Genomic DNA, 27000 nt, shown 5'->3' with positions numbered 1-27000 from the left:
AATTATTCTTCGCCTAATTCACCCATTGCAGTAATGCTGAAACCTGCATCAACGTGTAATACTTCACCGGTTACACCTGAAGCTAAGTCCGAACATAAGAATGCCGCCGAGTTACCTACATCGTCAATGGTAACGGTACGACGTAATGCTGCGGTTTTCTCGAATGCAGAAAGCATTTTTTTGAAGTTTTTGATGCCTGATGCCGCAAGTGTACGGATTGGACCTGCAGAGATTGCATTTACACGAATACCGTCTTTACCTAAATCCGCCGCCATTACACGCGTCGCCGCTTCTAATGACGCTTTTGCTAAACACATTACGTTGTAGTTAGGAATCGCACGTTCCGCACCTAAGTAGCTTAAGGTTAAAAGTGCCGCATTTTCGTTTAAGTACGGACGAGCCGCTTGTGCCATTGCAACGAAGCTGTATGCGCTGATGTCGTGTGCGATACGGTAGCCTTCGCGTGTTGCCGCGTTTACATAATCACCGTCTAATTGATCGCCCGGTGCGAATGCGATGGCGTGTACGAAACCGTCGAATTTTTCCCATTTTTTGCTTAATTCTGCAAAGCAGTTTTGGATTGATTCGTCTGTCGCTACATCTAATGGTAATACGATGTCCGAACCGAATTCTTTAGCAAACTCTTCAACACGCGGTTGTAATTTATCGTTTAAATAAGTGAATGCGAGTTCTGCGCCTTGTGCTTTCATTGCTTTTGCAATGCCGTATGCGATAGAACGGTTGCTTGCAAGACCCGTTACTAAAATGCGTTTACCTGTTAAAAAGCTCATGCTGGATTCCTTTGAATATTGTTGAAGCGTGTAACACGCGTACTTCATATAAAATAAAGGACGTATTCGATACGCCCCTACGAGATTTTATCGATTATACCGAAAAAATGACCGCTTGCGCAAATTTCCTAAGGTTTCAGGTTGAGTAAGCAGTCTGATCCGAGCAGTTTTTGCAAAGTTTTTCGCAAATTTGACCGCTTATTTATTTAACTGCAATCATCGAGCCGAAATTAAAACATTGGAACCAAAGTTCAATTTGTGAAAAACCGGCTTGTTTTAAGCGATCTTTATGGGTTTCAATGCTATCGGTCAGCATCACGTTTTCGAGAGCGGTACGTTTTTGGCTGACTTCAAGTTCGCTGTAACCGTTAGCACGTTTAAAGGTATGATGTAAGTCAATGAGTAATTCATTCATGACTTGGTTTTCAAAAGTGAACTTTTCAGATAGCACCAAAATACCGTTCGGGTTTAAGCCCTGATAAATTTTAGTCAGCAATTCAAGACGATCCGCACGAGGCAAAAATTGCAAGGTAAAATTCAACACGACCATTGAAGCGTTTTTGATTTCGATATGGCGAATATCGTCACAAAGGATCTCTACCGGTACTTCAGAGTGATAAGCATTAATATGCGAGCGGCAGCGTTCCACCATCGGTTGAGAATTATCTACACCGATAATTTTTACTTGATTGGTTTGTAGGTTGCGGCGTATTGATAAAATGCCGGCACCACGAGAACAACCTAAATCATAAACTTGCGATCCTTCGGTAACGAAACGTTGTGCCAACATACCGATTGCGGTAATGATATTCGAGTAGCCCGGCACGGAGCGTTGGATCATATCGGGAAACACTTCGGCAACCGATTCGTCAAAGGTAAAGTCACCGAGTTTCTCAATCGGTGCGGAAAAAATCGTATCTTTATTCATAATGTTATTATTCCTTGTCTAAAAATTTTTGAATGGCGCGAGCGACCGTTTCCGGTTTTTCCGCGTGTACCCAGTGTTGCGCATTGGCGACGACAAACGATTTCGCCTGTGGAAATTGCTTCAGAATCGTTTCCGTGTCTTTCGCTTGAATATAGTCGGATGCACCGCCTTTAATAAATAAAGTCGGTTTATCAAAAAAGACCTCGTTCCAGCCCATCAGATTTCCATAGTTTGCTTTGATCGCTGTTAAATTGAAACGGAAATAATCCGGTTTTTGCGGATCGAACGCTTTTAACATAAATTGTTGTTCGCCTTCGTCTTTCACATATTGCGCTAGCACGGTTTTCGCTTGTTGGCGTGTTGCCGGTCGAGCGGCTTTAACGGCGAATAAGCCTGCAAAATTATCGTTATGTCGATGGGTTGGGTTGGCGGTCGGCGCAATATCAATTACGACTAATTTTTCGATGAGATCGGGAGCGATATTTGCCAATGTCATTGCGGTTTTGCCGCCCATTGAATGACCGATCACAATATTATCCGTTAAATGTAGATGCTGTAATAAAGCTTGTAGATCCTGCGCCATTAAGTGGTAATTCATCTCATCCGAATGGAAAGATTGCCCGTGGTTGCGTAGATCCACGCGTAAGATATTAAATTGCTCACTAAATTGGCGGGCAATAATGCCCAAATTATTCATATCGCCGAATAATCCGTGTAGGAAAACCATGGTTTGTGCGTCGGCTTTTTCGGTTGCCGGTTGGAATTGATAATTAAGATAAGTATTTTCTGTCATAAGTTGTTATTTTTTATTCAAATGTTTGGTTAAGATCCTGTAAAAAGATCTTGAATCTGTATTATAATGCCTAGAATTTTTTTCTAATCAAGTAAATCAAAACAAAAATATCAAGAGGTTAAGATGAAAACGATCGAAGTCGATGATGAATTATATCATTACATTGCCAGCAGAACCCAAGCAATTGGTGAAAGTGCGTCGGATATTTTACGTCGTTTGTTACGTTTACCTTCATCGCCACAGCCTTTTGTATTGGTTCAGCAAAATACGATTGATGAACTGAAAGAACTGGCAAAGCCGAAAGCAAAAGCTAAAAAAGAAGATCTGATTGAAAAAGCGGTACAAAAAGTTGAAAAGGTATTGAAATCCGATGTCTTTATAAACGAAAGCAAAAATGTCGCACGTTTTTTAATGTTGCTTTCTGCATTGCACCATGCAAATGCTCAGGGTTTTGAACAGGCGACGGAAGTGGTGACCGGCACGGAGCGCACCTATTTTTCTAAAAGTGAGGAAGCTTTATTAAGTCACGGTAGTAGCGTGAAAGCGAAACAAATTCCGGATTCGCCGTTTTGGGTGGTCACCAATAATAATACCGCTCGTAAGGGCTTGATTCTTACCGGCGTAATGGAATCAATGGAACTTCCTCAACATATCATTGAGCGTGTTCGCACTATTTTTGCTTAATTAATTTCTATCTGCTTATGGTAAATTTTTCCCTTTTTCCGACCGCCTATTGGGCGCAACATTTTGCACAACAACCGGCTATTATCTGGGAAAAAGGGAATAGTTTATTATTTCCTGAACTTCCCGCTCGGCTAAACTGGCAACAGTTACAGTTACTCATTGCACAACTTGTCACTTTCCTGCAACAACAAGGCGTACGGCAAAACGCATTAGTCGCTTATTCGGGGTCGCACCGTTTAGTCGGATTATTATGTTATTTAGCCGCTATCGCAGTAGGCGCGCGCATTTTAATGCTTAATCCGTCATTAACGGAGTCGCAGCGACAAACCGTTTTGGCGGAATACGGTATCAAGATACTTATTACCGATCATCATTTTGCAAATTTTTCATTAAAAACGACCGCTTCGGTTTTACCTCAAATCGCTTTTTCGGCACCGGCGACGCTCACGCTTACTTCGGGATCATCGGGTTTACCTAAAGCGATTGTGCATAGTGTGCAAAATCATTTGGATAATGCCGAAGGCGTGTGTGAGTTAATGCGATTTACGCAGCAAGATTCTTGGCTATTAAGCTTGCCGCTTTTTCATGTTTCGGGGCAGGGAATCGTTTGGCGCTGGTTGGCGAAAGGTGCAACTTTGGCGGTAAATGAGCAGAAAGAGCATTTTTTTGCTTGTGTCGATAAAGTTTCGCACGCCTCACTTGTTCCGACACAGTTACGCCGTTATTTGCAGCAAAAATCACAAAAGCGCGTGATGGGGACGAAACGTTTTTTACTTGGCGGAAGTGCGATTCCGGCGGAGTTGGTGGCGGAAGCCCGACAACAAGGCATCGTGAGTTATTGCGGTTACGGTATGACGGAAATGGCATCAACCATTTGTGCGGTTGAAAACGAATTGGATAATGTCGGCTATCCCCTTAAAGGGCGAGAAGTTAAACTGGTTGAAAATGAAATTTGGGTCAAAGGTAGCGGTTTAGCCTTAGGCGCATTGCAAAAAAACGGTGAAATTCGACCGCTTGTGAACCAAGAAGGTTGGTTGCAAACTAAAGACCGAGGCGAATGGAATGCCGCCGGTAAATTAGTGGTTAAAGGTCGCTTGGATAATATGTTTATTTCCGGCGGAGAAAATATTCAGCCGGAAGACGTCGAAAAAGTGATCTATCAATCCGGTTTGGTCAGTCAGGTATTCGTCTTACCGGTAGAAGATGCGGAATTCGGACAAAGACCGGTTGCGGTTTTACAATTTATTCAGCCCGATTTTGCAAAAAACCGTGAAAATTTAACCGCTTGGCTTAGCGATAAGCTGGAAAAATTTAAACAACCGATCGCCTATTATCCGCTTGAACTTGTGCAATCTCAGCCGCAAGGCGGTATAAAAATCTCTCGTGCAAACTTACAATCCGTATTACATCAATTACTAGGAAATCATAATGATAAAGCGTCTGTTTAACCCGTTCTTACTCGGCTTAATGTTCGTATTAAGCGGTAATCATCTTTGGGCGGCAGAACTGCCGACCGAAAAAGATTTGAAAGCACAAATTGATGCCGCTAAAAAAGGCGAACAAAATGAAGGTAATAAGGCGCTTATTCAGCATCTTGAGAACACGCAAGCTCTATTAACTCAAATTACCAAACAGAAAGCGGATAATGAAGCGTTAGATAAAGAAATCGAACAAGCGCAAGCCTCGTTAAAAGCGAGTCAAGCGAATGTAAACAAACTAAAAAATACGAACCTGTCGACATTGGAAACGTTGGCTAAGCGTTCGATGGCTGAATTACAAAAAGAACTGGCGGACGTTCAAGTTGCCGGTGAATCCGTTCAGCAAGAACTAACGACAATCAATGCGAAGTTAGTGACACAAAACTCCGCACCGGATAAAGCGCAAACCACATTGACGAGCAATGCGACACGTAAACAAGAAATTGCGACATTGCTGGGTAACGTCAATATTTCAGGCGCGGAAAAAATCAAGCTGGAAACAGAACTTGTACTGTTGGATCTACAAAATAGCTATAGCCAATCGCTATTACGCGGTAGTGACAACCTTACTGCGCTTTATAACAGCCAATTGGATGAGAAAAAATTAGCGCAGCAAAATTTACAATCCGAATTAAGCAATCTGCAGAATGCGATTAATACCAAATTGGTCGAAGAGTCTAAAAATAAAGTTGAACAAGCGGCGGAATCTCAACAGAAAAATGCAAACTCGGACACAAATCCGTTAATTGTAAAAGAATTGAATTTTAATACGCGTATCAGTGAAGAGTTATTAAAACAGACAACGCAATTAACACAACTCTCGCAAGATAATTTACGAATTAAAAGCGTACTGGATAATCTTCAGCAAACGCAGCGTAATATCGAAGAACAGATTAGTGCCTTACAAGGTACGCTGGTGCTATCTCGTATTATTAATAAACAGAAACAATCTTTGCCGCAAGATCAAATGATCAAAGGGTTATCGAAACAAATTGCCGATTTACGCGTACGAGTATTTGATATTACCGAATTTAAAGATAGCGTATCCGAACCGGCGATATATATCGCTAAATTAGAGAAAGACGAAAAAACTACATTTACGGACAAAGAAAAAGAACAGTTAAAAAGTATTCTGACCGAGCGGGCCAAAATTTTAGCCGAACTGATTAAGTCATTGAATAATCAGTTGAATTTGTCTATCAATATCGAATTAAATCAGCAACAAGTACAAACAATCAGTGATTCCCTGCAGAAAAAACTGGAACAACAAAGTTTCTGGGTAAAAAGTAATAGCCCGATTGATTTGGACTGGTTTGAAAATTTTCTACCGTTAGCGAGTTTTCAATTAAAAGACTTGGCCAAAAAGTTTGATTTTTCCAATTGGAAAGACAATCTTGTGCCGGCGGCTGTTCTGGAGCTGTTACTTGCATTAGGCGTATTACTGATTTCTCGCCAAAAAGAGCGAATTAAGCAACGTCTGACTAAAATCAACAACAGTATGCGTACCGTAGCCACGGACAGTCAATGGAATACGCCGGCGGCGATTTTTTGGACGGTGATACTTTGTTTGCCGAGTACTTTCATTTTCTTGATGGTATTTATTTTAGTGACCTATATTTGTTTCCAAGACCCGACGGAGGTTTGGCCTTGGGGGTTAAAAATGTCCGGTTATTGGCTGTATTTCGCCTTTATGGTGGCGATGTTGCGCCCGAACGGTATCGGATTCCGTCACTTTAATATGCCGCAAAAAAGTAATGCGGTTTTCCGAGACATTTTGAAACGCTCGGTATGGGTTATCGGCTTAATGTTAAATACGGCGGTATTCAGTCACGTAACGGAAATAGGGATTGCCTACGATGTTATCGGGCAAGTATTTACCGTCATCGTACTGATCAGTATTATTTTTATTGTTGCGCCCGGATTCAGACAAGCGATTGCTATTTACCAAAATGTAGCGAAAGATGAGGAAAGTCCGCGTAACGTATTGCTGAATATTGCACGGGCGGTATTGTTTTTAGCTCCGATTACTTTGGTTATTTTAATCGTTTTAGGCTATTACTATACGTCGTTGGTCATCATTGAGCATTTGGTTTCAACCTATTTTGCGGTGATTACTTGGATTATTTTACGTAATGTGTTCTATCGTACCTTCAATGTTGCGTCGCGTCGTTTGGCGTTTCGCCGTTTGCAAGAAAAACGAGAACAGGCGTTAGCTAAAGTAACGAATACGGAACAACAAATCGTTCAATCGGAAGATGATATTCCGTTCGACTTACGGGAAGATACGCTTGCCGTTAGTGAAATTAAAAACCAAATGTTGAAATTGACCGATATGATCCTTTGGGCGGCGTTATTTGCGCTGCTGTATTGGGTATGGTCCGATTTAATTACCGTCGCTTATTATTTAAACGGCGTAACGCTCTGGCAGCAAGCGACCGAAACCGCACAAGGCGTGGTAATGGAATCCATTACTTTATTGAATTTATTGGTCGCATTCGGGATTCTATTCGTAACTTATGTGCTAATTCGTAACCTAAGCGGTTTATTGGAAGCCTTAGTTTTCTCCAATCTTAAACTGTCACAAGGTACGCCTTATACGGTCACGACATTATTAACTTATCTGTTAGTGGTATTAGGAGCAACCTTTGCTTTTGCTACTTTAGGAATGTCATGGTCTAAATTGCAATGGTTGTTTACCGCATTATCGGTCGGTTTAGGTTTCGGTATGCAGGAAATCTTTGCAAACTTTGTATCGGGTATCATTATTTTATTTGAACGTCCGGTACGTATCGGCGATATGATTACTATCGGCACGTTTAACGGTACGGTTTCAAAAATTCGTATTCGCGCCACGACACTGATTGATAACGATAGTAAAGAGGTCATCGTACCGAATAAGGCGTTTATTACCGAACGTATAGTAAACTGGGCATTGACCTCTTCCATGACACGTTTAGTGATTAGCGTCGGCGTGGCTTACGGTTCGGATCTAGAATTGGTGAAACGTTTGCTGCTACAAGCGGCGGAAGAAAACCCGAGCGTATTGAAAGATCCGCCGCCGGTCGTATATTTCTTAACGTTCGGAGCGAGTACTTTAGATCATGAGTTACGTGTTCATGTAGGACAAATCTCAGATAGAATGCGTACGATGGATGAGTTGAATCGACGAATCAATCAATTATTCGCCGAGCATAATATTGAAATTTCCTTTAACCAGTTGGATGTCTTTATTAAAAATCAAGCGACTAACGAAGAGGTTAAATGGGCGACGGAAAAATTTAACGATAAAAATTAAGGAACAGGGCTTTATCCATGATGTTTAACAAAGCGTGGTGGTTAATATTATTTTTTGTTTTTTGCTCCGCTTCAATTCGGGCGGAAACCGCTCAAGAACAGGTTGTCGAAGAAAGCGTCAGAAATCAAATCAGTGCGTTTAAGTCGGGTACGCTTGAAACTGAAACGGTTGCTAATGTCGATTCGCAAACGTTAAATACGACTCTGCAATTTATTGAGCGAACTAAAAAGCAAAAAAGCGATATCGATGCTTTAGAAAAACAGTTGCAAAAATTACCGCAAGAACTGTTGGAAATCGAAGCGCGCATTAAAGATTATAAGGATGCGACGGATTCGTTAAAAAATAGCGCATTTGATACGCTCTCGCTTGATGAATTAAGCCGAAAACAAGCGGAAATACAATCACAGCTCCAAACGGTGCAAGTTACGTTGGGGGAGTTGGACGGTCGCGTCTCGAATAACCGTAATTTATTGATTAATAATCCGAAAATTACCGATGAAAATCTTGCCAGAACGCAAGAAATTACCCGTTTAAAAGTGAGTAACCAAGCGAACAAATCGGCGATAGACAGATGGAATGCTGAGTTGGATTACCTTGACGCTAACAATAGATTCAATACGTTATTAACGACCAATGCGGAAAAATTAATCGAACTGGATGAAGAAAAACGCAGTGAAGCGGCAGCAAAACAGCAACTCCTGCAAAAACAGTTAGCTATTTTGCAAGAAGTATTAAATGCCAAGCGTCTTAAAGCTTCGGAGCAGAAAGCGCAACAGGTAGAAAACCAACAAGTAAAAAACGAAATCCAAAATTTCTTGATTCAAGACGAATTGGAGCATAATCGCGAGCTAAGTCAGTTTTTAGTCAAGCAAACGCAATTACTTAATACGCTTTCTCAAGACGACCTGCGTACTAAAAATATTTTGGAGGGTTTAACTCAAACTCAACGCAATATCGAAGAACAGATCAGCGCATTGCAAGGTACGCTTGTACTTTCTAAAGTGATTAACCAACAAATGCAAGCGTTGCCGACGGCAAAACTGAATAATGAGTTGGCGACGTCTATTGCGAATGTGCGCGTGCATATTTTTGAATATTCTCAGCAACGAGATCAAATTTATACGCTTGAAGAATATATCCGAACGCTGACGCAATCGCTTGAAGAGCCTTTGACCGATGAAGAAAATCAAGCGTTGAATAAATTGCTCAAAGAACGCCAGAAATTATTGGACGACATTATTAAATCGCTCAATAGCCAATTGAATGTTTCGATTAATATTGAAAACAATCAGAAACAAATCGGCGCAATTAGCGGGGCGTTACAGCGTAAATTACAGCAACAAAGTTTTTGGGTAAACAGTAATAACCCGATGGGTTTGGATTGGATTAAAGCTTTCCCAAAATTAGCGTTCTCGGAAATCGCGGAACTGACCAAATACGTGAGTTTCAGCAATGTCGGTAAGAATCTGTTACCTACGGTATTATTTACCGCTTTTTTCTTATTGATTTCATTTTTGTTGAATTGGAAAAAGAAAGCGATAAAAGACCGCTTGTTTAAAATTGCCGGTTATGTCAATACTTTAAAAAACGACAGCCATTGGTACACGCCGGAAGCTATGTTTTGGACATTGCTACTGGCTTTACCAAGTACGTTAATGTTTTTTACCGCTTACAATCTGATTGCATTCTTATTTTTTAATGATCCGATTGCGGCGTGGCGTTGGGGCTTACGTTTAACCTTATATTGGTGGTTTTTCGCAACGGTTTTATCGCTATTGCGCCCGAACGGTTTGGCCTATCGTCATTTTGGTATGCCGCAGCAAAGTAACCGCATTTTCCAACGTATTATTAAACAATCGATTTGGATTATCGGTTTATTGTTAATTTCTTCTATTCCGTCACAAATTGAGGCGATCGGTTATCCGAACGATGTTATCGGACAAGTGATGTCGATTGTTGCGCTTGCTCTGTGCCTTTTTGTCGTTCGTCCTTTGTTGGATCGAGGAATTACCGAATATCAAAACGCAAAAACGGAAGACGGTACGATTCGAAATGTCAGCCTGTTTAAGTTACTGCGTTTAGTGCTTATTATTGCGCCGATTTTATTGATTGTGCTCATCGTGTTAGGTTACTACTATACGGCGATTTATCTGATTACTCATTTATTGAACAGCTATTTTGTGGTGTTAATTTGGGTATTCGGGCGTTATTTCGCTTATCGTGCGGTCACGATTTCGGCGCGCCGTTTAGCTTACCGACGTTTACAGGAAAAACGCCAGAAAATCAGAGAACAGGCGGCGGATCATACGCATAAAGACGATATTAAGGAAGAAGAATCGATTAAACTCTCGGTAGTCAATCAGCAGATTCTTCGTGTGACGGATTTACTCGGCTGGGTCGTATTATTCGGTTTGCTCTATATCGTATGGTCCGATCTGATTAGTATCGCTTATTATTTGGACGGAGTGATTCTATTTGAAAGTAACGACGGCACGAAAGTCGAGTCGATTACCTTACTCAATCTGATGCGAGCGTTCTTGTACGTAGTGATCACTTACGTATTGGTGAAAAATATCGCCGGTATTTTAGAAGTCGTACTCTTTTCTCGCGTAAGGCTTTCAAAAGGAACGCCGCAAACCATTATCACCATGTTTATTTATACGATTGTTGCGATCGGTGGCGTATCGGCATTTTCGGCATTAGGGATTTCTTGGACCAAGATTCAATGGATCTTTACCGCATTATCGGTCGGTTTGGGTTTCGGGGTACGCGAAATTTTCGGTAGCGTGGTATCGGGTTCGATTTTATTATTCGAGCGTCCGATTCGAGTTGGCGACAAAGTAACGGTTGGGCAACATACCGGCCTTATTACCAAAATTCGCTTACGTTCAACCACTTTACTCAATTCGGATAATATGGAAGTGGTGTTACCGAATCAGGCGTTCGTCACGGATCGTTTTATTAACTGGACGTTAAATAATACGATTACTCGTTTGCAATTTTTCTTAAACGTTCACTTGGAAGATGATTTGCAAAAAGCGAGAGAATTGATTTTACAAGCGATCAGCGAGGCGCCGAAGGTGGTTGCCGAGCCGAAACCGGCGATCAATATTTTACGTTTTAACGATAATGCGTTGGAACATGAAATCGAAGTGTTTGTCGGGGAGTTGGGCGATCGTTCGGAAACTTTAACTTTCTTGCATTATCGGATTACCGAATTATTAAAACAACATCACATTCGATTCGCTTTCAAACAGTTGGATGTCAATATGCATACGGCAGAGGTTCGGCAAGCGGTCACATTGAGTGAAAATTTAGCAAAATAATCAAAATAAGAAGGAAGCATTATGGCAGGCAACAGCATTGGACAATTATTTAAAGTAACCACATTCGGCGAATCGCACGGTATTGCGTTAGGTTGTATCGTGGACGGTGTTCCGCCGAATATGGCGCTCTCGGAAGCGGATATTCAGCCTGATTTAGACCGCCGTAAACCGGGAACTTCACGTTATACCACGCCTCGTAGAGAAGATGACGAAGTACAAATTCTTTCCGGCGTATTTGAAGGTAAAACAACCGGCACCAGTATCGGATTAATCATTAAAAATGCTGATCAGCGTTCGAAAGATTACGGCGATATTGCGGATAAATTCCGTCCGGGGCATGCGGATTATACCTATCAGCAAAAATACGGTATTCGTGATTATCGTGGAGGTGGGCGTTCTTCCGCTCGTGAAACGGCAATGCGAGTTGCTGCCGGTGCGATTGCCAAAAAATATTTACGCGAGCAATTCGGTATTGAAGTACGTGGTTATTTATCACAAATCGGTAATGTGAAAATTAATCCTGAAACGGTAGCGGACATCAGCAAAATCGATTGGCAACAAGTGGCGAGCAATCCGTTTTTTTGCCCGGATCCGGTGGCGGTAGAAGGCTTTGACGAGTTGATTCGTGAATTGAAAAAAGACGGTGATTCTATCGGGGCGAAATTAACGGTAGTTGCCGAGAACGTACCGGTCGGACTTGGCGAGCCGGTGTTTGACCGTTTAGATGCGGATTTGGCGCATGCGTTGATGTCAATCAATGCGGTAAAGGCGGTCGAAATCGGTGACGGTTTTGACGTGGTTGAGCAACGAGGCAGCCAACATCGTGATGAAATGACGCCGCAAGGTTTTGTGTCAAATCACGCCGGCGGAATTTTAGGCGGGATCAGTTCCGGTCAGCCGATCATTGCGCATATCGCATTGAAACCGACTTCCAGTATTATGGTACCGGGACGTTCGGTGAATTTAAATAACGAACAAGTCGAATTGATCACCAAAGGACGCCACGATCCTTGTGTTGGTATCCGTGCAGTACCGATAGCAGAAGCGATGACAGCAATTATTTTATTGGACCATTTACTTAGATTTAAAGCACAATGCCGTTAAGTCGGGTATAATCCGAACAAGCGGTCTTTTTTGCTAAAAATGCTGCAAAAAAGACCGCTTGTTTTTTTATTCATTGACTTTTCTAGGTGTAATAATGAAAAGATTTAAAATGCTTTTGCTATCAAGTTTTCTGGGGTTGGTCACTTCTGCTCATGCGACAGTTTGGGAACAAATTCGTACTCCGGTTGCCGGACAAGCACAACCTATCGGCGGTTATAGTAACGGTTGTATTATCGGTGCGCAGCCGTTAGCGTTAAAAGGAGACGGCTATCAAGTGATTCGTTCCGCTCGCAATCGTTTTTATGGGCATCCGGACTTACTATCCTTTTTACAACGATTAGCCAAAAATACCAAAGCGGCAGGCTTACCGCCAATCTTAATCGGTGATATGGGGATGCCGGCGGGCGGGCGTTTTTCTTCAGGTCATGCGAGTCATCAAACCGGCTTGGATGCGGATATTTGGTTTAGGTTCGGTCCGATGGACGAGCAAACGGCGAAGAATCCGGCGGGTTTAGCCACTTTAATGGTGAATCGCGATGCACAGGTGGTTGATGAAAGCGTATGGACATCGCAACATGCGATGATGGTAAAACTGGCGGCACAAGATGCAAGAGTGGATAGAATTTTCGTGAATCCGGCGGTTAAAGTGAAATTATGCAATACCGCCGGTTCGGATAGAATCTGGCTGCGTAAAGTACGTCCTTGGTACGGACACGATTCGCATATGCACGTGCGTTTAAGTTGTCCGCAAAACGCACCGAATTGTGAAAACCAAGCCCCGATTCCGGTGGGCGACGGCTGCGGTGCGGAACTTTATTCTTGGTTTGAGCCGGCACCGGCAGGTTCGACGGTATCAAAACCGAAAGTGTTACCGACACCACCGGTTCAATGTCAGATGATTCTTTCGTCACAAGGACTTAATTAACAAAAAACGCACCTTTACAGGTGCGTTTTTTACTTTCGCCGTTTAACGATTATTCCGCTTTAATCGCAAATGCTTTGAGCATAGTACGGAAAATATCGGTATTATCTACATAGAATTGGCTTTCTTGTGCGGCTTTATAGTACGTACCTAAACCTGCTTCCGGTTTTGCAATTTCAAGGAAATGTTTTGCACCGAAACCTTTCGCATATACCGGTACTAATTCTCGGGTATGGTTATCCGAATACCAACGTACGAGAGGAAGTGCGCCGGCACCTTGATTTACGATTTCCGAATAGATTTTTTCATTAGAATGCGGGCCTTGTAAGAAACCGTTGCCGTGGTCGGTGGTTACGATAAGTAACGTTTCATCCCAAGAGCTGTTTTTCTCCACCCAATTTACCGCCGCTTCTACCGCAAGATTAAAGTCAATTTGTTCTTCTACGATACGAGGCAGGTTATTGGCGTGAGCCGCCCAGCCCACCGCACCGCCTTCAACCATTAAGAAGAAACCCTTATTATTTTTGCTGACTACATTTAATGCACCTAACGTCATGGTTGCCAAATCAGGTTGATTTTCGAGTAAATTTCCTGCGCTCACACCCGAACGGTTAAATTGTAGAGTAGCGTTATTTTGTGCGGTACCTAAAACTTTCGTTTTACCTTTAAAATCCAATTTACCTTCGGCAAGCGCGATAAAATCTTCTTTGCTATCAATCAGCGTATAGTCGGTTTTACCGGCAACTAAGTTATCCCAAGTTTCTTTGCCGCCGACATAGCGGAAATCTTTTTCGTCTTTCGGTTGAACGGCTTTCCCGTTTTTATCAAAGTACGGGTGACCGGTTCCCATAATGACAGACGCTTTACCGGACGTTACCGCTTCTTTGGCAATTTCCGCATAATTGTTGCGATTGACGTTATGTGAGAGGAAGCCTGCCGGCGTTGCATGGCTCCATTGCACGGAAGTAATTACACCGAGCGCACGACCGGATTCAACGACATATTCGCCGATGTTTTTTAAGCGGGTATCGTCGTTCGACCAGTTAATCGCATTATTATAAGTTTTGTGCCCGCTTGCTAAGGCGGTTGCCGCCGCACTGTCGGTAAAGTTGGTTTGAGCGTATTCGTAGCCGCCGAAATAACTGGTGTAATTGTTTAAATTACCTTTATGTTGATAGCTTGATTTCTCTTTATTCCACAGTTCTTTTGGATCAAATTTTACGGAATTCTTTAATGAATGAGTCGGTTTGGTCGAAGTATTGAGAGGGTGAGTAGAGGCAAATAATTTGACATCGAATTTATCGTAAACTTCTTTGCCTAATGCGCCGTGACGGAAATAGCTTGCCGCTTTCCAAGTATTGATACCCGCACCGTCACTAATTAATAAGATAACGTTTTTCGCTTGAGCATCGCCCGTAGCGGTCGATTGTGCGATAGCGGTTTGATGAACGGTTGCTCCTACAAATAAAACAAGCGCGATTTTAGATAATTTCATAATTACTTCTTAGATTGACTATTTATTTAGTCGAGGCGTATTTTATGGATTAATTATGACATTTCTATGACAGTAAATATTTTCCGTAAGAAAGGCGGATATAAGACCCGCTATTGCTTTTTAAAAAGAAAAATCAGACAATTTTCATTAATAAAATCAGAATGATATCAGAGAAAAGAATTTTGAGAGTATTTTTAGCGGAAAAACCGAGTTTGGCAAGAGCAATCGCAGACGTATTGCCGAAGCCGCATACCCGTGGTGACGGTTATATCCAATGCGGCGAGAATGATGTGGTGACTTGGTGTATCGGTCATTTGTTAGAGCAGGCTGAGCCGGATGCTTATGACGAGCGTTTTAAAATGTGGCGTATGGAACATTTGCCGATTATTCCGCAACAATGGAAATTAGTACCGAAAAAAGATACTTTGAAGCAATTGAAAGCGGTCGAAAAATTAGTAAAAAAAGCGGACGTATTGGTAAACGCCGGCGACCCAGACCGAGAAGGGCAGCTATTAGTTGATGAGGTCTTTAGCTATCTGAACGTACCGCCGGAAAAACGTAATCGGATTCAACGTTGTTTGGTGAGCGATCTCAACCCGAGTGCGGTAAAAAAAGCGATTGATAAATTGCAAAATAATCGTGATTTTATACCGCTTGCCACCTCTGCCTTAGCACGTGCAAGAGCCGATTGGCTATACGGCATTAATATGACGCGAGCTTATACCTTACAAGGACGTTGGGCGGGCTATCAGGGGGTATTGTCGGTGGGGCGTGTTCAAACCCCCGTGTTAGGTTTAATTGTGCGCCGCGATCTGGAAATAGAAAACTTTGTGCCGAAAGACTATTTTGAAGTATTGGCGCATATCGTTGTGCCGGAAACTCAAGAACGTTTTACTGCCCAATGGCAACCGAGTAAGGCGTGCGAAGATTATCAAGATGAAGACGGTCGAGTATTATCTAAAAGTTTGGCGGAAAATGTCGTTAAACGCATTACCGACCAAGCAGCATTAGTAACGGATTATCAAGATAAAATTGAAACGGAAACCGCACCGCTGCCTTATTCATTATCGGTATTACAAATTGATGCGGCACGCCGTTACGGCCTATCGGCACAAGCTGTGTTGGATATTTGTCAGAAACTGTATGAAACGCATAAGCTGATTACCTATCCCCGTTCGGATAACCGTTATCTACCGAATGAGCATTACGCTGATCGTTTTAAAGTGATGGCGGCGATTGCACATCATCTGGATGAGTATAAAGAAAAACCGGAGGCGGTTAATCCGGAAATTCGTAATCGTTGTTGGAATGATAAAAAGGTAGAAGCGCACCATGCTATTATTCCGACCGTACGCCAAGGCTCGGTAAAACTAACTGAAAACGAAAAGCGTATTTATCAACTGATTGCCCGTCAATACTTAATGCAATTTTGTCCGGATGCGGAATATCGCAAAGGTAAAATTGTATTGGAGATTGCCGGAGGAACCTTTAACGCGCAGGCTCGGAACTTAATTGTTGCCGGTTGGAAAGCCTTATTAGGCAAAGAAGACAGTGACGAAGTGTTAGAGCCGTTATTACCGGTTGTGAAAAAAGGGCAGCAATTACATTGTGAAAAAGGTGAGATTGTCAGTAAGAAAACCCAGCCGCCTCGTCATTTTACCGACGCAAGTTTATTATCGGCAATGACCGGTATCGCTCGTTTCGTACAAGATAAACAACTTAAAAAAGTCTTACGTGAAACGGACGGCTTAGGTACTGAAGCAACACGTGCCGGTATTATCGAATTGCTGTTTAAACGCGGATTTTTAATCAAAAAAGGACGAAATATCCACAGTACGGAAGCCGGGCGAATTCTAATTAGTGCCTTACCGGACGAAGCGACTCAGCCGGATATGACTGCGCATTGGGAAATGCAACTTACCGACATTAGTAAGAAGCAAGCGAGTTATCAGCAGTTTATGCAAGTACTTACGAGTAAATTACCTGAGTTATTACATACGGAACGACAAAAATTGCAAAATTTAAGTCGAATTCAACCGCCCGCCTCTTATCGTAAGCGGTCAAATTTTAAGAAAAATTTACAAACTGCTGAAAAATAAGGCAAATGTATCGTTCGGATAAAAAAATTACTTGCAAGCGAATGGCTAAATCTATATGATGCACGCCATCGCAAGTTGATTTTAACTTTAAAATCTGGAATTTAACGCGGATAAAAGAATAGAGAGTTTAGATGTTAAACGTATTAACAATTATTTATCTCGTTGTTGCGGTTGCATTAATCGGTTTCGTATTAATGCAACAAGGTAAAGGTGCTGATGCAGGCGCTTCTTTCGGAGCAGGTGCTTCCGGAACCGTTTTCGGTTCGGCAGGTTCGGCAAACTTTTTATCAAGAACAACAGCGGTCTTAGCAATTATCTTTTTCGGTATCAGTTTATTAATCGGTAATTTGAATTCACATCAAACCGCACCGAAAAGTCAATTCGAAGATTTAAGCGGCGTTCAACAAAAAGTTGAGCAACCGAAAGTAGAAAACCCAAATAACGATATTCCTCAATAATTTGGGAACAGTATAAAAGCTCTGGTGGTGGAATTGGTAGACACGCTATCTTGAGGGGGTAGTGTCCATAGGATGTGCGAGTTCGAGTCTCGCCCAGAGCACCATATATAAAGCCTTAATCGTAAGATTAGGGCTTTTTTTATAACTTAATTTTTAAAAATAGGAATAAGTTTAAGGTTTTAACCTTGTTCGTAGCGATGGTATTCTTATATAATATTTAAGCATAAGAATATAAAAAGGAGATAAGTATGGTAAAGAAGATTGTACAAGCGATTGCACTAGGCTTATTTTGTGCGTTTCTCATCATTTTCGTTTCTCCGTTACTAAAAGACAGATCGGTTACGGTAAATGGAAAAACCACGCATATCGAAAGTTATCATGATGCCGTTCAATTGGCGTCTCCCGCAGTAGTAAACGTATATAACCATGCATTCAGTCAGGACGGAAAAACCTTTGAAGTGAAAAACTTGGGATCAGGAGTTATTATGACTTCCGACGGGTATATTCTCACGAATAAGCACGTGGTTCAGAATGCGGCTCAAATTATCGTTGCACTGCAAACAGGCAGTATTTCAAATGCAAAACTAGTCGGTGACGGTACGTTAACGGATCTGGCAGTATTAAAAATTGAAGCGGATAACCTTCCTACGATACCGCAAAATAATGAAAGACCGGTAAGAATCGGCGATGTAGTTTTAGCAATAGGTAACCCGTTTAATTTAGGGCAAAGTATTACTCAAGGAATTATTAGCGCTACGGGGCGTAACGCATTAACGGACGGAGGTCGTCAAAACTTTATTCAAACCGATGCCTCTATCAATAGAGGCAATTCCGGCGGTGCTTTAGTCAATTCCGCCGGAGAACTTATCGGTATTAATACGCTCAGTTTAGGCAAAACCAGCGATGAATTGGCGGAAGGGTTAAATTTTGCAATACCGATTAATTTAGCGACTCAAATTATGTCGAAGATTATTCAAGACGGACGCGTAATAAGAGGATATTTCGGCGTAAACAGTTCGCTATATTCGTCAATTTTTGACGAGGAAGATGCAAAGGGCGTATTAATTACCGGCGTCGCGATTAACGGTCCGGCGTATCAGGCGGGTATTGAAGAAAACGACAGAATTTTAAAAGTCGGAGAAGTGGATGCGGTATCTCCGACACAGATGATGGATTTGCTCGGGAATATGAAGCCCGGAGCGAAAGTTCAGGTAAAAGTGCTACGTGACGGAAAAGAATTTGATGCCGATGTGGTTATCGGCGAATTTCCGGAACTATAATGCTATTGGTTGATAAGTCAGGAAAAGATATGAATCATTTTATTATTACCGTTGATGGTCCAAGCGGTGCGGGCAAAGGTACTTTATGCCATGCGTTGGCCGAAAAATTAGGGTTCGACTTTTTAGATTCGGGAGCGATTTATCGCATTACGGCATTAGCTGCGGTTAAAGCGGGGATTGCATTGGATGATGAAGATGCTTTAGCGGAAATCGGTCGTCGTTTGGATGTAAAATTCGTGCCGAAAGACGGTGAAATTAATGTCATTCTAAACGGTGAAAATGTCGGAGATCAAATTCGTACGGCGGAAGCGGGTCAAAATGCCTCTAAAGTTGCAGTATTTCCTAAGGTTCGAGAGGCATTATTGCAACGCCAGCGAGATTTCAGTACGTCTAAAGGTTTAATTGCAGACGGTCGAGATATGGGAACAGTGGTATTCCCTGAGGCGCAAGTAAAATTATTTTTGGACGCAAGTGCCGAAGAGCGCGCAAAAAGACGTGTAAAACAGTTGCAAGAAAAGGGATTTAATGCTAACTTTGACGAGATTTTAGCCGAGATTAAAGAGCGTGATTTTCGAGATAGAAATCGTGAGGTTGCGCCTTTGGTTCCGGCTAAAGACGCATTGCTACTTGATTCAACCAGCTTGTCTATCGATGAAGTGGTTCGACAGGCTTTGGATCATATTAGTCAATATATTAAATTTTAATTTATTCGCCGAACATAGGATGTGTTCGGTCATTATTACTAACCCCGTTTAAACAGGATGTTAAATGGATGTTCATTTTTATTTAAGAAGAAAATTATGTCAGAAAATTTTGCTCAACTACTTGAAGAATTCCTTGCGGCAGAAGCTCGTTTAGGTTCTGTGGTTAAAGGTACTGTAGTAGCTATTCAAAAAGGCTATGTAATCGTTGATACAGGTTTTAAATCTGAATCATCAATTCCTGCTGAAGAATTTACAAATGCTCAAGGCGAACTTGAAGTTCAAGTCGGCGACCAAGTGGATGTAGTTCTTAAAGCTGTTGAAGACGGCTTCGGTGAAACAGTAGTTTCTCGTGGTGATGCAAAACGTAACGAAGCTTGGATTGCTTTAGAAAAAGCGTTCGAAGAACAAGCTACAGTTATCGGTTTTGTTAATGGTAAAGTGAAAGGCGGTTTCACTGTTGAATTAAACGGTGTTCGTGCATTCTTACCAGGTTCATTAGTTGATACTCGTCCGGTTCGCGATTCTTTAAACTTAGAAGGTAAAGAATTAGAATTCAAAGTTATCAAACTCGATCAAAAACGTAACAACGTAGTTGTTTCTCGTCGTGCGGTAATCGAATCTGAAAGCAACCAAGATCGTGACGAAGTTTTAGCGAACTTAGTTGAAGGTTTTGTTGTAACCGGTACGGTTAAAAACTTAACGGATTACGGTGCATTCGTTGATTTAGGCGGTGTGGACGGTTTATTACATATCACTGATATGGCATGGAAACGTGTTAAACACCCAAGCGAAGTGGTTGCTGTAGGTCAAGAAGTAACTGTTAAAGTACTTAAATTTGACAAAGAGAAAACTCGTGTATCATTAGGCTTAAAACAATTAGGTCAAGATCCATGGGCTGCAATCGCTCAAAACCACCCGGTAAACAGCAAATTAACCGGTAAAGTAACTAACTTAACCGACTACGGTTGCTTCGTTGAAATTTTAGACGGTGTTGAAGGTTTAGTTCACGTTTCAGAAATGGACTGGACAAACAAAAACATTCACCCGTCTAAAGTGGTTAGCGTAGGCGATGTAGTTGAAGTAATGGTTCTTGAAGTTGATGAAGAACGTCGTCGTATCTCATTAGGTTTAAAACAATGTAAAGCAAACCCTTGGGAACACTTCGCAGCAACTCACAACAAAAACGATAAAGTGACAGGTAAAATCAAATCTATCACTGATTTCGGTATCTTCATCGGTCTTGAAGGCGGTATCGACGGTTTAGTTCACTTATCTGACATTTCTTGGAATGCGACAGGTGAAGAAGCTGTTCGTAACTACAAAAAAGGTGACGAAGTAGAAGCTGTTGTATTACAAGTTGATGCGGTTAAAGAACGTATTTCTTTAGGTATCAAACAATTAGAATCGGATCCGTTCACTAACTTCGTAGAAAGCACTAAAAAAGGTGCAATCTTGACTGGTAAAGTTGTAGAAGTTGATGCGAAAGGCGTTAAAGTTGAATTAGAAGGCGGCGTGGAAGCATTTATCCGTGCTAACGAAGCAACTCGTGACCGTGTTGAAGATATTACAACCGTTATTTCTGCAGGTGATACTATCGAAGCGAAATATACAGGTGTAGATCGTAAAGCGCGTGTTGTGAACTTATCTGTTCGCGCGAAAGACGAAGCTGAAGAATCAGCGGCAATCGCTCAAGTGAATAAAGAAGAAGTTGCAATTCCAAACGCTATGGCTGAAGCTTTCAAAGCAGCTAAAGGCGAATAATTAGAGCCTTTCTAATTAAAAGCGGGTATGTGGAAAGACATATCCGCTTTAATTTAAATAATCAGAGGAAGCTATGACTAAATCAGAACTCATTGAAAATTTAGTATCACTTAATCCTGCTTTACAAGTGAAATCGGTAGAAGACGGCGTAAAAGAAATTTTAGAACAAATTATGCTGTTTCTTGAACGAGGAGAACGTGTTGAAGTAAGAGGATTTGGCAGTTTTTCTCTACATTATCGACAACCTCGTGTCGGTCGCAATCCTAAAACGGGTGAAAGCGTCAAATTGGATGCAAAATATGTCCCGCATTTTAAAGCGGGGAAAGATTTGAAAGAACGTGTCGATTTAGTATAGAATTCCAAGATGCGACAATAGTCTATCGTATCGTTTTTTATTTATCGGTAAAGCAAACGGAGCATGACATGAAGTATATTTTTGGTATTTTGATTACTCTCGCAGTAATTATCGTTGCGATAACAATTGGTGCAAACAATGATCAACTAATTACATTTAATTATGTTATTGCTCAAAGTGAATTGCGTTTATCGACTTTAGTCGCGATTTTATTCGGTTTCGGTTTGATTTTAGGTTGGTTAATTACCGGTATTTTCTATTTACGTATTAAATTGCAAAATATTACGCTTAATCGTCGCGTTAGACGTCAGGCACAACAAATTACTGAATTAACAACAACTACGCCGAAGGCTGAGTAATGCTAGAATTACTGTTCCTTTTGTTACCTATAGCTGCGCTTTACGGCTGGTATATGGGGCAACGCAGTGCAAAGAAGGATCAAGAAACTGTTAATAATAAGTTTTCCCGTGATTATGTGACGGGGCTTAATTTTCTTTTATCTAATCAACAGGAAAAGGCGGTCGATCTTTTCCTTTCCATGCTTCAGAAACAAGAAGCCGAAAATCAGATTGCAACGGAATCACAATTTGAAGCGGAATTAACGCTCGGTAATCTTTTCCGCTCGCGTGGTGAAGTGGATCGCGCCTTACGTATTCATCAAGCTTTAGATGCCAGCCCGGATTATTCCATCGAACAGAAATTATTAGCGAAACAACAATTAGCGAAAGATTTTATGGCGGCGGGTTTTTATGATAGAGCTGAAAATTATTATATTATGTTGCTCGATGAGCCGGAGTTTGCGGTAAATTCACTAACTCAATTGATGACGGTTTATCAGAAAACCAAGGAATGGAAGAAAGCGATTAATGTTGCGGAAAAGCTCATTAAAATAGAGCCGGATACGGATAAAATCCCGCTTTCTCATTATTATTGCGAATATGCTCAGGCGATAAAAAATGAAGATTTAGACGGACATTTGAGCGCATTATCCAAAACCTTGGAATATTCTCCGCAATGTGCCAGAGCCTCGATCTTATTAGGCGATTATTATTTAGCACAAAATCAATTTCAAAGCGCATTAAAAAATTACGAGCATATTTTGCAGCAAGATCCGGATTTTATCAGTGAAGTGATAGAGAAAATAAAAGCCTGCTATATGGCAGAAAACGATTTGGCGAATTACGAGTTGTTTTTAATTAGAGCAAATCAGATTAAGCATAATAGTAGCGTGGATCTCGCTTTAGCGGAATATATTGAGCAAAAAGACGGTATAATCGCCGCACATTCCAAGCTGTACCAACAGTTAAGACAATATCCCAGTATGATTACGTTTCATCGCTTTATTCATTATCAGATTAATGAAGCGGAGGAAGGAAGAGCAAAAGAAAGTTTGATGTTGCTATATAATATGGTCGGCGCAAGAATGAAAAAGGGTTTTCAGTACCGATGTTTAAATTGCGGCTATCAAAGTTATAGACTAAGTTGGCATTGTCCGTCTTGTCGCCGATGGGAACAAATTAAACCTATACACAGCATTGATTCACAAATTAATTGAATAAACTAAAATTGAGGAGTCCTTATGGATAATAAAATTATTGTTGCTTTAGACTATGAAACAGAATACGAAGCATTGAGTTTTGTAGATCAAGTTGATCCGTCTCTTTGTCGTGTGAAAGTGGGCAAAGAAATGTTTACAACTTTAGGCACAAATTTTGTTAAACAATTACATGAACGTAAATTTGATGTTTTCCTTGATTTAAAATATCACGATATTCCGAATACCGTGGCTCGTGCGGTACGTTCCGCTGCGGATTTAGGCGTGTGGATGGTAGATTTACACGCTTCGGGCGGCTTAACCATGATGGAAGAAGCGAAAAAAATCTTAGAGCCGTATGGTAAAGATGCGCCGTTACTTATTGCAGTAACGGTTTTAACCAGTATGGAAGATTTAGACTTATTACAAATCGGTATTAACGCTTCGCCGATGGAACAGGTGATTCGTTTGGCGCACCTTGCACAACGTGCCGGTTTAGACGGTGTGGTTTGTTCTCCGCAAGAAGTGGAAGTGCTTCGTACGCATTGCGGCAAAGATTTTAAATTAGTCACACCGGGTATTCGTCCGGAGGGTTCTGATGTCGGCGATCAACGTCGAATTATGACGCCTAAACAAGCGATTGAAACCGGATCCGATTATTTGGTTATCGGTCGTCCGATTACACAGGCTCAAGACCCGTTATCGGTATTAAAATCAATTAACGCCTCTATTCGTTAATTAGTCACGGATTAAATAAGGTGGGCTTTTTTGCCCGCCTTTTTGTTTTAATCGGTCGAATTTTAAGGATTTTTTACTCATGACATTAGTCTATTCAACGGAAAGCGGACGTATCGTACCTGAGAAAGTGAAAGCGGAGCGTCCGAAAGGTGACGGCATCGTCCGTATTCAGCGTCAAACCAGCGGCAGAAAAGGAAAGGGCGTGTGTGTAATTAGCGGATTGGATTTGGATGATGCTGAACTCAAATTATTAGCTGCAGAACTGAAAAAGCGCAGTGGTGTCGGCGGTTCGGTAAAAGACGGGCTGATTGAAATTCAAGGCGATAATCGCGATTTACTGAAGCAGATTTTGGAACAGAAAGGTTTCAAGGTAAAACTTGCCGGTGGTTAATCATCCCTATACAAGCGGTGAAATTTAGAAAAAATTTTACAAAAAATGAGTGAAATCTGACCGCTTGTTTTCTTAGGAAAACGAGACTTTTTCTCTTTCCCAAATGGTTTTCTTTGCGAAAGCTAATTTATTCCCGGTATGTTTTATCATATCCAAGCGAATTTCCCATAAATCGCTCGGTTTTAAGCGGGCGATTGGATGGCGAGCATAATAGCAATCTAAAGCCTCTTGGCATGCCGTATAATCGGTCAAACGGGTGCAATACGCCGAGAATTGAATACCTTCAATTTCAGTGAGGGTTTCAACTTGAGCGGCAATTGTGCCTACAATATGTGCGTTTTCTTGCATCAACAGACCGTGGCGCGTGTTTTTATCGGTCAGAATGATTAACCGAACTTGTTCGCTATCGAAAGCATAAAAACAGTTTGCCGCCCAAAAGTCGTTTGCGCCATAGACGGCAAAACTTACGACGTGATTTTGTCGGATAAAACGGCTGATATGGGAGGGAAGTTTCTGTATCATATATTCTTTTAAAATATCCCACCATAACAGTGGGATATTGTATCTATTAAGCGACAAACATTTGCCAAAAATAAGAGAACGGCATCACTAAAATCAGAGCCGGCAGCATATTGGCCACGGCAAAATGTTTAATACCACAAATACGTAAACCGGTTGCTAGCATAATAAAGCCGCCGGCAGTTGAAAAGTCAGCTAACATATTTGGTGTAGTGAGCGGCATAATCAAACTGGCTAATAATGCTAAACTAACTTGCACAAGGATTAACGGCAAAGCGATACTGGAAACCGCATAGCCCAGAGTAGCGGCAAAAATACCGGCGGTAAAGAAATCTAAAATCGCTTTAATAAACAACACGGACGGATCACCGGTCATGCCTTCTTTCATTGAACCGAATACCCCCATACCGCTGGCACAAAATAGAATAAGAATCGCAACGAATTGATTTAAGAATTCTTGATGTGAAATACTGGATGGCGGAAAAATCTTATCTACCGTACTACGCATTTTTCCGGCTAAATTGCCGATACCTTTCTCTAAATAAATTAATTCACCGATAATGGTGCCGACAATTAATGCTAATACCACGGCAGACATATTTTTTGCACCGATAATCAGCATAATACCCAAGCCCATTGAGCAAAGTCCGAATAACGGCGGTAAATTACTTTTTACTCGTTCAGGCAATTTTGAACCTAAAAATGCACCGATAAGTCCGCCGATCAATACCGCCGCGCCGTTTACATAAGGACCTACAAGCATTCTTTCTCCTTATTATTCGCTTCGCCCCAACGAGGCATAGGTAAATCAAAATCAAATAGATCTAATGCTCTGGCTACGCTATGAGTAACCAGTTCGTCAATTGTCGTCGGATATTGATAAAAAGCCGGCACCGGTGGGAAAATAATCCCCCCCATTTCCGTCACTCGACGCATATTATCAATATGGGCTAAGTTAAGCGGGGTTTCTCGTACCATCAGTACTAATTTACGGCGTTCTTTCAGTACCACGTCTGCCGCTCGAGTTAAAAGATTATCGCTAAAGCCAAGAGCAATCGCTGAAAGTGTACGGATAGAACATGGCGCAACCAGCATCCCGAGGGTTTTAAAAGATCCGCTGGCGATACTGGCGCCGACATTATGGATAGAATGTACTTGTGAAGCCAAATCCAACAGCTGCTCTCGCTCAATCTTTGTTTCTAAAGAACGAGTCATTTCCGCCCCTTTAGTGAGTACTAAATGGGTTTCCACATCAAGCGATTTAAGTAACTCAAGTGCTTTATAGCCGTATTGAAAGCCGCTTGCACCACTAATACCAATAATAATTCGTTGTTTCATAGATAATGGAAAAGCGGTCGAATTTTGCAAAAAATTGCAAATTTTGACCGCTTATAAGATTAGCGTAAGGTTGCTACAAGCATGGACAGCATAAAGCTTACCACGGCTAAAATAAAGTTTTTAAGCGAGAACAGTTGTGATTTTTTGAATGCTTTCACACTGAATACGATATAAAGCACTAAAAATGCAATTTTAGGGATAAGCCATTGCATTTCATTCAACGCATAAATACCGTTTGAAAGTAAGATCGCTAATAATGCGATACCTGAAACCAGTAGTAACGTATCCACAATATGCGGTGCAATACGTAAAACTTTATATTGACGCCAATTCACCATTTTCGAGGCTAAGACGCCACGTGTCAGCAACAAAATCAAACTGATATAGGCAAAGCCTACATGACCTAATACTAATTGAGGAAAAAATTCCATAATCACTCCAAGTTAAATGAAAAATAAGCGGTTAAAATTGCCGATTATTCTGCAATTTCCGTTTTTAAATATTGGAAAATCTCACGATAATTTTTAGGCGGTTTATTCGCCTCACGTTCTTTTTGTGCGCCGCGAATTAAATTACGTAAATGTTGGCGATCCAACTGCGGGTGTTCGGTCAATAAATGTTCTAAAGACGAATCGCCCATATTCACCAATTGATCACGTACTAGTTCCAATTTATGTAATAACGCTTGCTGTTGGTTATGACGATTTTTTACTTTATCCAACGCTTCTTGAATCGGCTCCGGATCACGATTGCGTAATAATTTCCCGATAAATTGAATCTGACGGCGGCGCGCTTCTAGTTTGAAGCTCTGCGCTTGACGAATGGCGTCTTTCAGATCGTCATCAAGCGGAATTTTTTCAAGATTCTGCTGGGTTAATTCAATAAGTTCCGCCCCAAGTTTTTTTAAATGTTCCGAGTCTCGTTTGATTTCACTTTTACTTACCCAGATGATTTCTTCTTCCTCATCCGTCCAATCAATCTCATTTTTGCTACGTTTTTTAGCCATT

At 41.4% G+C, this 27000-nt stretch carries 25 protein-coding genes and 1 tRNA gene; 17 read left to right on the top strand and 9 right to left on the bottom strand.

The features are described 5' to 3' along the window. Positions 1–2: 2 nt before the first annotated feature. The 3 genes from DRF63_RS04010 to DRF63_RS04000 all read right to left on the bottom strand — a co-directional run bounded on the left by DRF63_RS04010 (position 3) and on the right by DRF63_RS04000 (position 2512). The gene (locus DRF63_RS04010; protein WP_005597178.1) at positions 3–791 is read right to left on the bottom strand and encodes an enoyl-ACP reductase FabI; all 789 of its coding nucleotides are present in this window, start codon (positions 789–791) and stop codon (positions 3–5) included. A 202-nt stretch (positions 792–993) separates the two neighbouring features. Beyond that, positions 994–1719 (bottom strand): carboxy-S-adenosyl-L-methionine synthase CmoA, encoded by a 726-nt coding sequence (cmoA, locus tag DRF63_RS04005; protein ID WP_005597177.1) that lies wholly within the window; start codon positions 1717–1719, stop codon positions 994–996. Between the two features lie 7 nt (positions 1720–1726). Further along, a complete protein-coding gene (locus tag DRF63_RS04000) occupies positions 1727–2512 on the bottom strand; it encodes an alpha/beta fold hydrolase (RefSeq protein WP_005597176.1) in 786 nt (261 codons plus the stop codon). Positions 2513–2635: 123 nt separating this feature from the next. Between DRF63_RS04000 and seqA the strand changes: the two genes are divergently transcribed. From seqA to mepA, 6 genes are all read left to right on the top strand, one after another. Further along, positions 2636–3196 carry a replication initiation negative regulator SeqA gene (seqA, locus tag DRF63_RS03995; RefSeq protein ID WP_005597175.1) on the top strand — a complete coding sequence of 187 codons (561 nt, stop codon included), beginning with the start codon at positions 2636–2638 and terminating at the stop codon, positions 3194–3196. Between the two features lie 17 nt (positions 3197–3213). Further along, a complete protein-coding gene (gene menE / locus DRF63_RS03990) occupies positions 3214–4644 on the top strand; it encodes an o-succinylbenzoate--CoA ligase (RefSeq protein WP_005597173.1) in 1431 nt (476 codons plus the stop codon). After that, complete coding sequence (gene mscK / locus DRF63_RS03985; protein ID WP_005597172.1) at positions 4625–7969, top strand: mechanosensitive channel MscK; 3345 nt, start codon at positions 4625–4627, stop codon at positions 7967–7969. Before menE ends, mscK (DRF63_RS03985) begins: the two co-directional genes overlap by 20 nt. A 17-nt stretch (positions 7970–7986) precedes the next feature. Next, on the top strand, positions 7987–11295 hold the full coding sequence (gene mscK / locus DRF63_RS03980; protein ID WP_005597169.1) for a mechanosensitive channel MscK: 3309 nt from the start codon (positions 7987–7989) through the stop codon (positions 11293–11295). A gap of 21 nt (positions 11296–11316) precedes the next feature. Next, positions 11317–12399: a chorismate synthase gene (aroC, locus tag DRF63_RS03975; protein ID WP_005597166.1), complete on the top strand. Its 1083-nt coding sequence runs from the start codon at positions 11317–11319 to the stop codon at positions 12397–12399. 94 nt (positions 12400–12493) lie between these two features. After that, complete coding sequence (gene mepA, locus DRF63_RS03970; protein ID WP_043991807.1) at positions 12494–13324, top strand: penicillin-insensitive murein endopeptidase; 831 nt, start codon at positions 12494–12496, stop codon at positions 13322–13324. 49 nt (positions 13325–13373) lie between these two features. Here the strand turns inward: mepA and DRF63_RS03965 are convergent, their stop codons facing one another. Further along, positions 13374–14816 (bottom strand): alkaline phosphatase, encoded by a 1443-nt coding sequence (locus tag DRF63_RS03965; RefSeq protein WP_005597151.1) that lies wholly within the window; start codon positions 14814–14816, stop codon positions 13374–13376. A 182-nt stretch (positions 14817–14998) separates the two neighbouring features. On the opposite strand from DRF63_RS03965, the gene DRF63_RS03960 reads away from it, so the two are divergent. From DRF63_RS03960 to yciH, 11 genes are all read left to right on the top strand, one after another. Beyond that, positions 14999–16915: a DNA topoisomerase III gene (locus tag DRF63_RS03960; RefSeq protein ID WP_005597148.1), complete on the top strand. Its 1917-nt coding sequence runs from the start codon at positions 14999–15001 to the stop codon at positions 16913–16915. A gap of 131 nt (positions 16916–17046) precedes the next feature. After that, positions 17047–17373 (top strand): preprotein translocase subunit SecG, encoded by a 327-nt coding sequence (gene secG, locus DRF63_RS03955; protein WP_005597146.1) that lies wholly within the window; start codon positions 17047–17049, stop codon positions 17371–17373. 18 nt (positions 17374–17391) lie between these two features. After that, positions 17392–17477 (top strand) — tRNA-Leu (locus DRF63_RS03950). Between the two features lie 144 nt (positions 17478–17621). Further along, positions 17622–18653: an outer membrane-stress sensor serine endopeptidase DegS gene (degS, locus tag DRF63_RS03945; RefSeq protein ID WP_005597144.1), complete on the top strand. Its 1032-nt coding sequence runs from the start codon at positions 17622–17624 to the stop codon at positions 18651–18653. Between the two features lie 29 nt (positions 18654–18682). Further along, positions 18683–19357 (top strand): (d)CMP kinase, encoded by a 675-nt coding sequence (cmk, locus tag DRF63_RS03940; RefSeq protein WP_005607632.1) that lies wholly within the window; start codon positions 18683–18685, stop codon positions 19355–19357. A gap of 96 nt (positions 19358–19453) precedes the next feature. Further along, positions 19454–21118 carry a 30S ribosomal protein S1 gene (gene rpsA, locus DRF63_RS03935; RefSeq protein WP_043991806.1) on the top strand — a complete coding sequence of 555 codons (1665 nt, stop codon included), beginning with the start codon at positions 19454–19456 and terminating at the stop codon, positions 21116–21118. 73 nt (positions 21119–21191) lie between these two features. Continuing rightward, a complete protein-coding gene (locus DRF63_RS03930) occupies positions 21192–21473 on the top strand; it encodes an integration host factor subunit beta (RefSeq protein ID WP_005597138.1) in 282 nt (93 codons plus the stop codon). A 68-nt stretch (positions 21474–21541) separates the two neighbouring features. Further along, complete coding sequence (locus DRF63_RS03925) at positions 21542–21832, top strand: LapA family protein (protein WP_005597136.1); 291 nt, start codon at positions 21542–21544, stop codon at positions 21830–21832. Next, on the top strand, positions 21832–23028 hold the full coding sequence (lapB, locus tag DRF63_RS03920; protein ID WP_043991803.1) for a lipopolysaccharide assembly protein LapB: 1197 nt from the start codon (positions 21832–21834) through the stop codon (positions 23026–23028). Before DRF63_RS03925 ends, lapB begins: the two co-directional genes overlap by 1 nt. A gap of 24 nt (positions 23029–23052) precedes the next feature. Then, entirely contained in the window at positions 23053–23745 is a 693-nt protein-coding gene (pyrF, locus tag DRF63_RS03915; protein ID WP_005597131.1) for an orotidine-5'-phosphate decarboxylase, read from the top strand. 79 nt (positions 23746–23824) lie between these two features. Further along, positions 23825–24136: a stress response translation initiation inhibitor YciH gene (yciH, locus tag DRF63_RS03910; protein ID WP_005597129.1), complete on the top strand. Its 312-nt coding sequence runs from the start codon at positions 23825–23827 to the stop codon at positions 24134–24136. Between the two features lie 72 nt (positions 24137–24208). Here the strand turns inward: yciH and DRF63_RS03905 are convergent, their stop codons facing one another. Genes DRF63_RS03905 through yjgA form a run of 5 tightly spaced genes read right to left on the bottom strand, consistent with a single transcriptional unit; the run spans position 24209 to position 26999 of the window. After that, positions 24209–24658, bottom strand: a complete 450-nt coding sequence (locus tag DRF63_RS03905) for a PNPOx family protein (RefSeq protein ID WP_005597127.1) — start codon at positions 24656–24658, stop codon at positions 24209–24211. 46 nt (positions 24659–24704) lie between these two features. Next, complete coding sequence (locus tag DRF63_RS03900) at positions 24705–25418, bottom strand: DUF554 domain-containing protein (RefSeq protein WP_005597125.1); 714 nt, start codon at positions 25416–25418, stop codon at positions 24705–24707. Beyond that, positions 25409–25993 carry a UbiX family flavin prenyltransferase gene (locus DRF63_RS03895; protein ID WP_043991801.1) on the bottom strand — a complete coding sequence of 195 codons (585 nt, stop codon included), beginning with the start codon at positions 25991–25993 and terminating at the stop codon, positions 25409–25411. Before DRF63_RS03895 ends, DRF63_RS03900 begins: the two co-directional genes overlap by 10 nt. A 59-nt stretch (positions 25994–26052) precedes the next feature. Further along, positions 26053–26424, bottom strand: coding sequence for a SirB2 family protein (locus DRF63_RS03890; RefSeq protein WP_005597121.1), 372 nt, complete (start codon positions 26422–26424; stop codon positions 26053–26055). Positions 26425–26468: 44 nt separating this feature from the next. Further along, on the bottom strand, positions 26469–26999 hold the full coding sequence (yjgA, locus tag DRF63_RS03885) for a ribosome biogenesis factor YjgA (protein WP_005597120.1): 531 nt from the start codon (positions 26997–26999) through the stop codon (positions 26469–26471). Between the last annotated feature and the right edge of the window lies 1 nt (position 27000).

The organism is Actinobacillus pleuropneumoniae, from assembly GCF_003290385.1.
Classification (GTDB): Bacteria; Pseudomonadota; Gammaproteobacteria; order Enterobacterales; family Pasteurellaceae; genus Actinobacillus; species Actinobacillus lignieresii.
This window is presented reverse-complemented; position numbering and strand designations above follow the sequence as displayed.

Excerpts from the sequence above, each read along its gene's own strand:
- DRF63_RS04010 (WP_005597178.1), bottom strand. The coding sequence starts at position 791 with ATGAGCTTTTTAACAGGTAAACGCATTTTAGTAACGGGTCTTGCAAGC.
- cmoA (WP_005597177.1), bottom strand. The coding sequence starts at position 1,719 with ATGAATAAAGATACGATTTTTTCCGCACCGATTGAGAAACTCGGTGAC.
- DRF63_RS04000 (WP_005597176.1), bottom strand. The coding sequence starts at position 2,512 with ATGACAGAAAATACTTATCTTAATTATCAATTCCAACCGGCAACCGAA.
- seqA (WP_005597175.1), top strand. The coding sequence starts at position 2,636 with ATGAAAACGATCGAAGTCGATGATGAATTATATCATTACATTGCCAGC.
- menE (WP_005597173.1), top strand. The coding sequence starts at position 3,214 with ATGGTAAATTTTTCCCTTTTTCCGACCGCCTATTGGGCGCAACATTTT.
- mscK (WP_005597172.1), top strand. The coding sequence starts at position 4,625 with ATGATAAAGCGTCTGTTTAACCCGTTCTTACTCGGCTTAATGTTCGTA.
- mscK (WP_005597169.1), top strand. The coding sequence starts at position 7,987 with ATGATGTTTAACAAAGCGTGGTGGTTAATATTATTTTTTGTTTTTTGC.
- aroC (WP_005597166.1), top strand. The coding sequence starts at position 11,317 with ATGGCAGGCAACAGCATTGGACAATTATTTAAAGTAACCACATTCGGC.
- mepA (WP_043991807.1), top strand. The coding sequence starts at position 12,494 with ATGAAAAGATTTAAAATGCTTTTGCTATCAAGTTTTCTGGGGTTGGTC.
- DRF63_RS03965 (WP_005597151.1), bottom strand. The coding sequence starts at position 14,816 with ATGAAATTATCTAAAATCGCGCTTGTTTTATTTGTAGGAGCAACCGTT.
- secG (WP_005597146.1), top strand. The coding sequence starts at position 17,047 with ATGTTAAACGTATTAACAATTATTTATCTCGTTGTTGCGGTTGCATTA.
- degS (WP_005597144.1), top strand. The coding sequence starts at position 17,622 with ATGGTAAAGAAGATTGTACAAGCGATTGCACTAGGCTTATTTTGTGCG.
- cmk (WP_005607632.1), top strand. The coding sequence starts at position 18,683 with ATGAATCATTTTATTATTACCGTTGATGGTCCAAGCGGTGCGGGCAAA.
- rpsA (WP_043991806.1), top strand. The coding sequence starts at position 19,454 with ATGTCAGAAAATTTTGCTCAACTACTTGAAGAATTCCTTGCGGCAGAA.
- DRF63_RS03930 (WP_005597138.1), top strand. The coding sequence starts at position 21,192 with ATGACTAAATCAGAACTCATTGAAAATTTAGTATCACTTAATCCTGCT.
- DRF63_RS03925 (WP_005597136.1), top strand. The coding sequence starts at position 21,542 with ATGAAGTATATTTTTGGTATTTTGATTACTCTCGCAGTAATTATCGTT.
- lapB (WP_043991803.1), top strand. The coding sequence starts at position 21,832 with ATGCTAGAATTACTGTTCCTTTTGTTACCTATAGCTGCGCTTTACGGC.
- pyrF (WP_005597131.1), top strand. The coding sequence starts at position 23,053 with ATGGATAATAAAATTATTGTTGCTTTAGACTATGAAACAGAATACGAA.
- yciH (WP_005597129.1), top strand. The coding sequence starts at position 23,825 with ATGACATTAGTCTATTCAACGGAAAGCGGACGTATCGTACCTGAGAAA.
- DRF63_RS03905 (WP_005597127.1), bottom strand. The coding sequence starts at position 24,658 with ATGATACAGAAACTTCCCTCCCATATCAGCCGTTTTATCCGACAAAAT.
- DRF63_RS03900 (WP_005597125.1), bottom strand. The coding sequence starts at position 25,418 with ATGCTTGTAGGTCCTTATGTAAACGGCGCGGCGGTATTGATCGGCGGA.
- DRF63_RS03895 (WP_043991801.1), bottom strand. The coding sequence starts at position 25,993 with ATGAAACAACGAATTATTATTGGTATTAGTGGTGCAAGCGGCTTTCAA.
- DRF63_RS03890 (WP_005597121.1), bottom strand. The coding sequence starts at position 26,424 with ATGGAATTTTTTCCTCAATTAGTATTAGGTCATGTAGGCTTTGCCTAT.
- yjgA (WP_005597120.1), bottom strand. The coding sequence starts at position 26,999 with ATGGCTAAAAAACGTAGCAAAAATGAGATTGATTGGACGGATGAGGAA.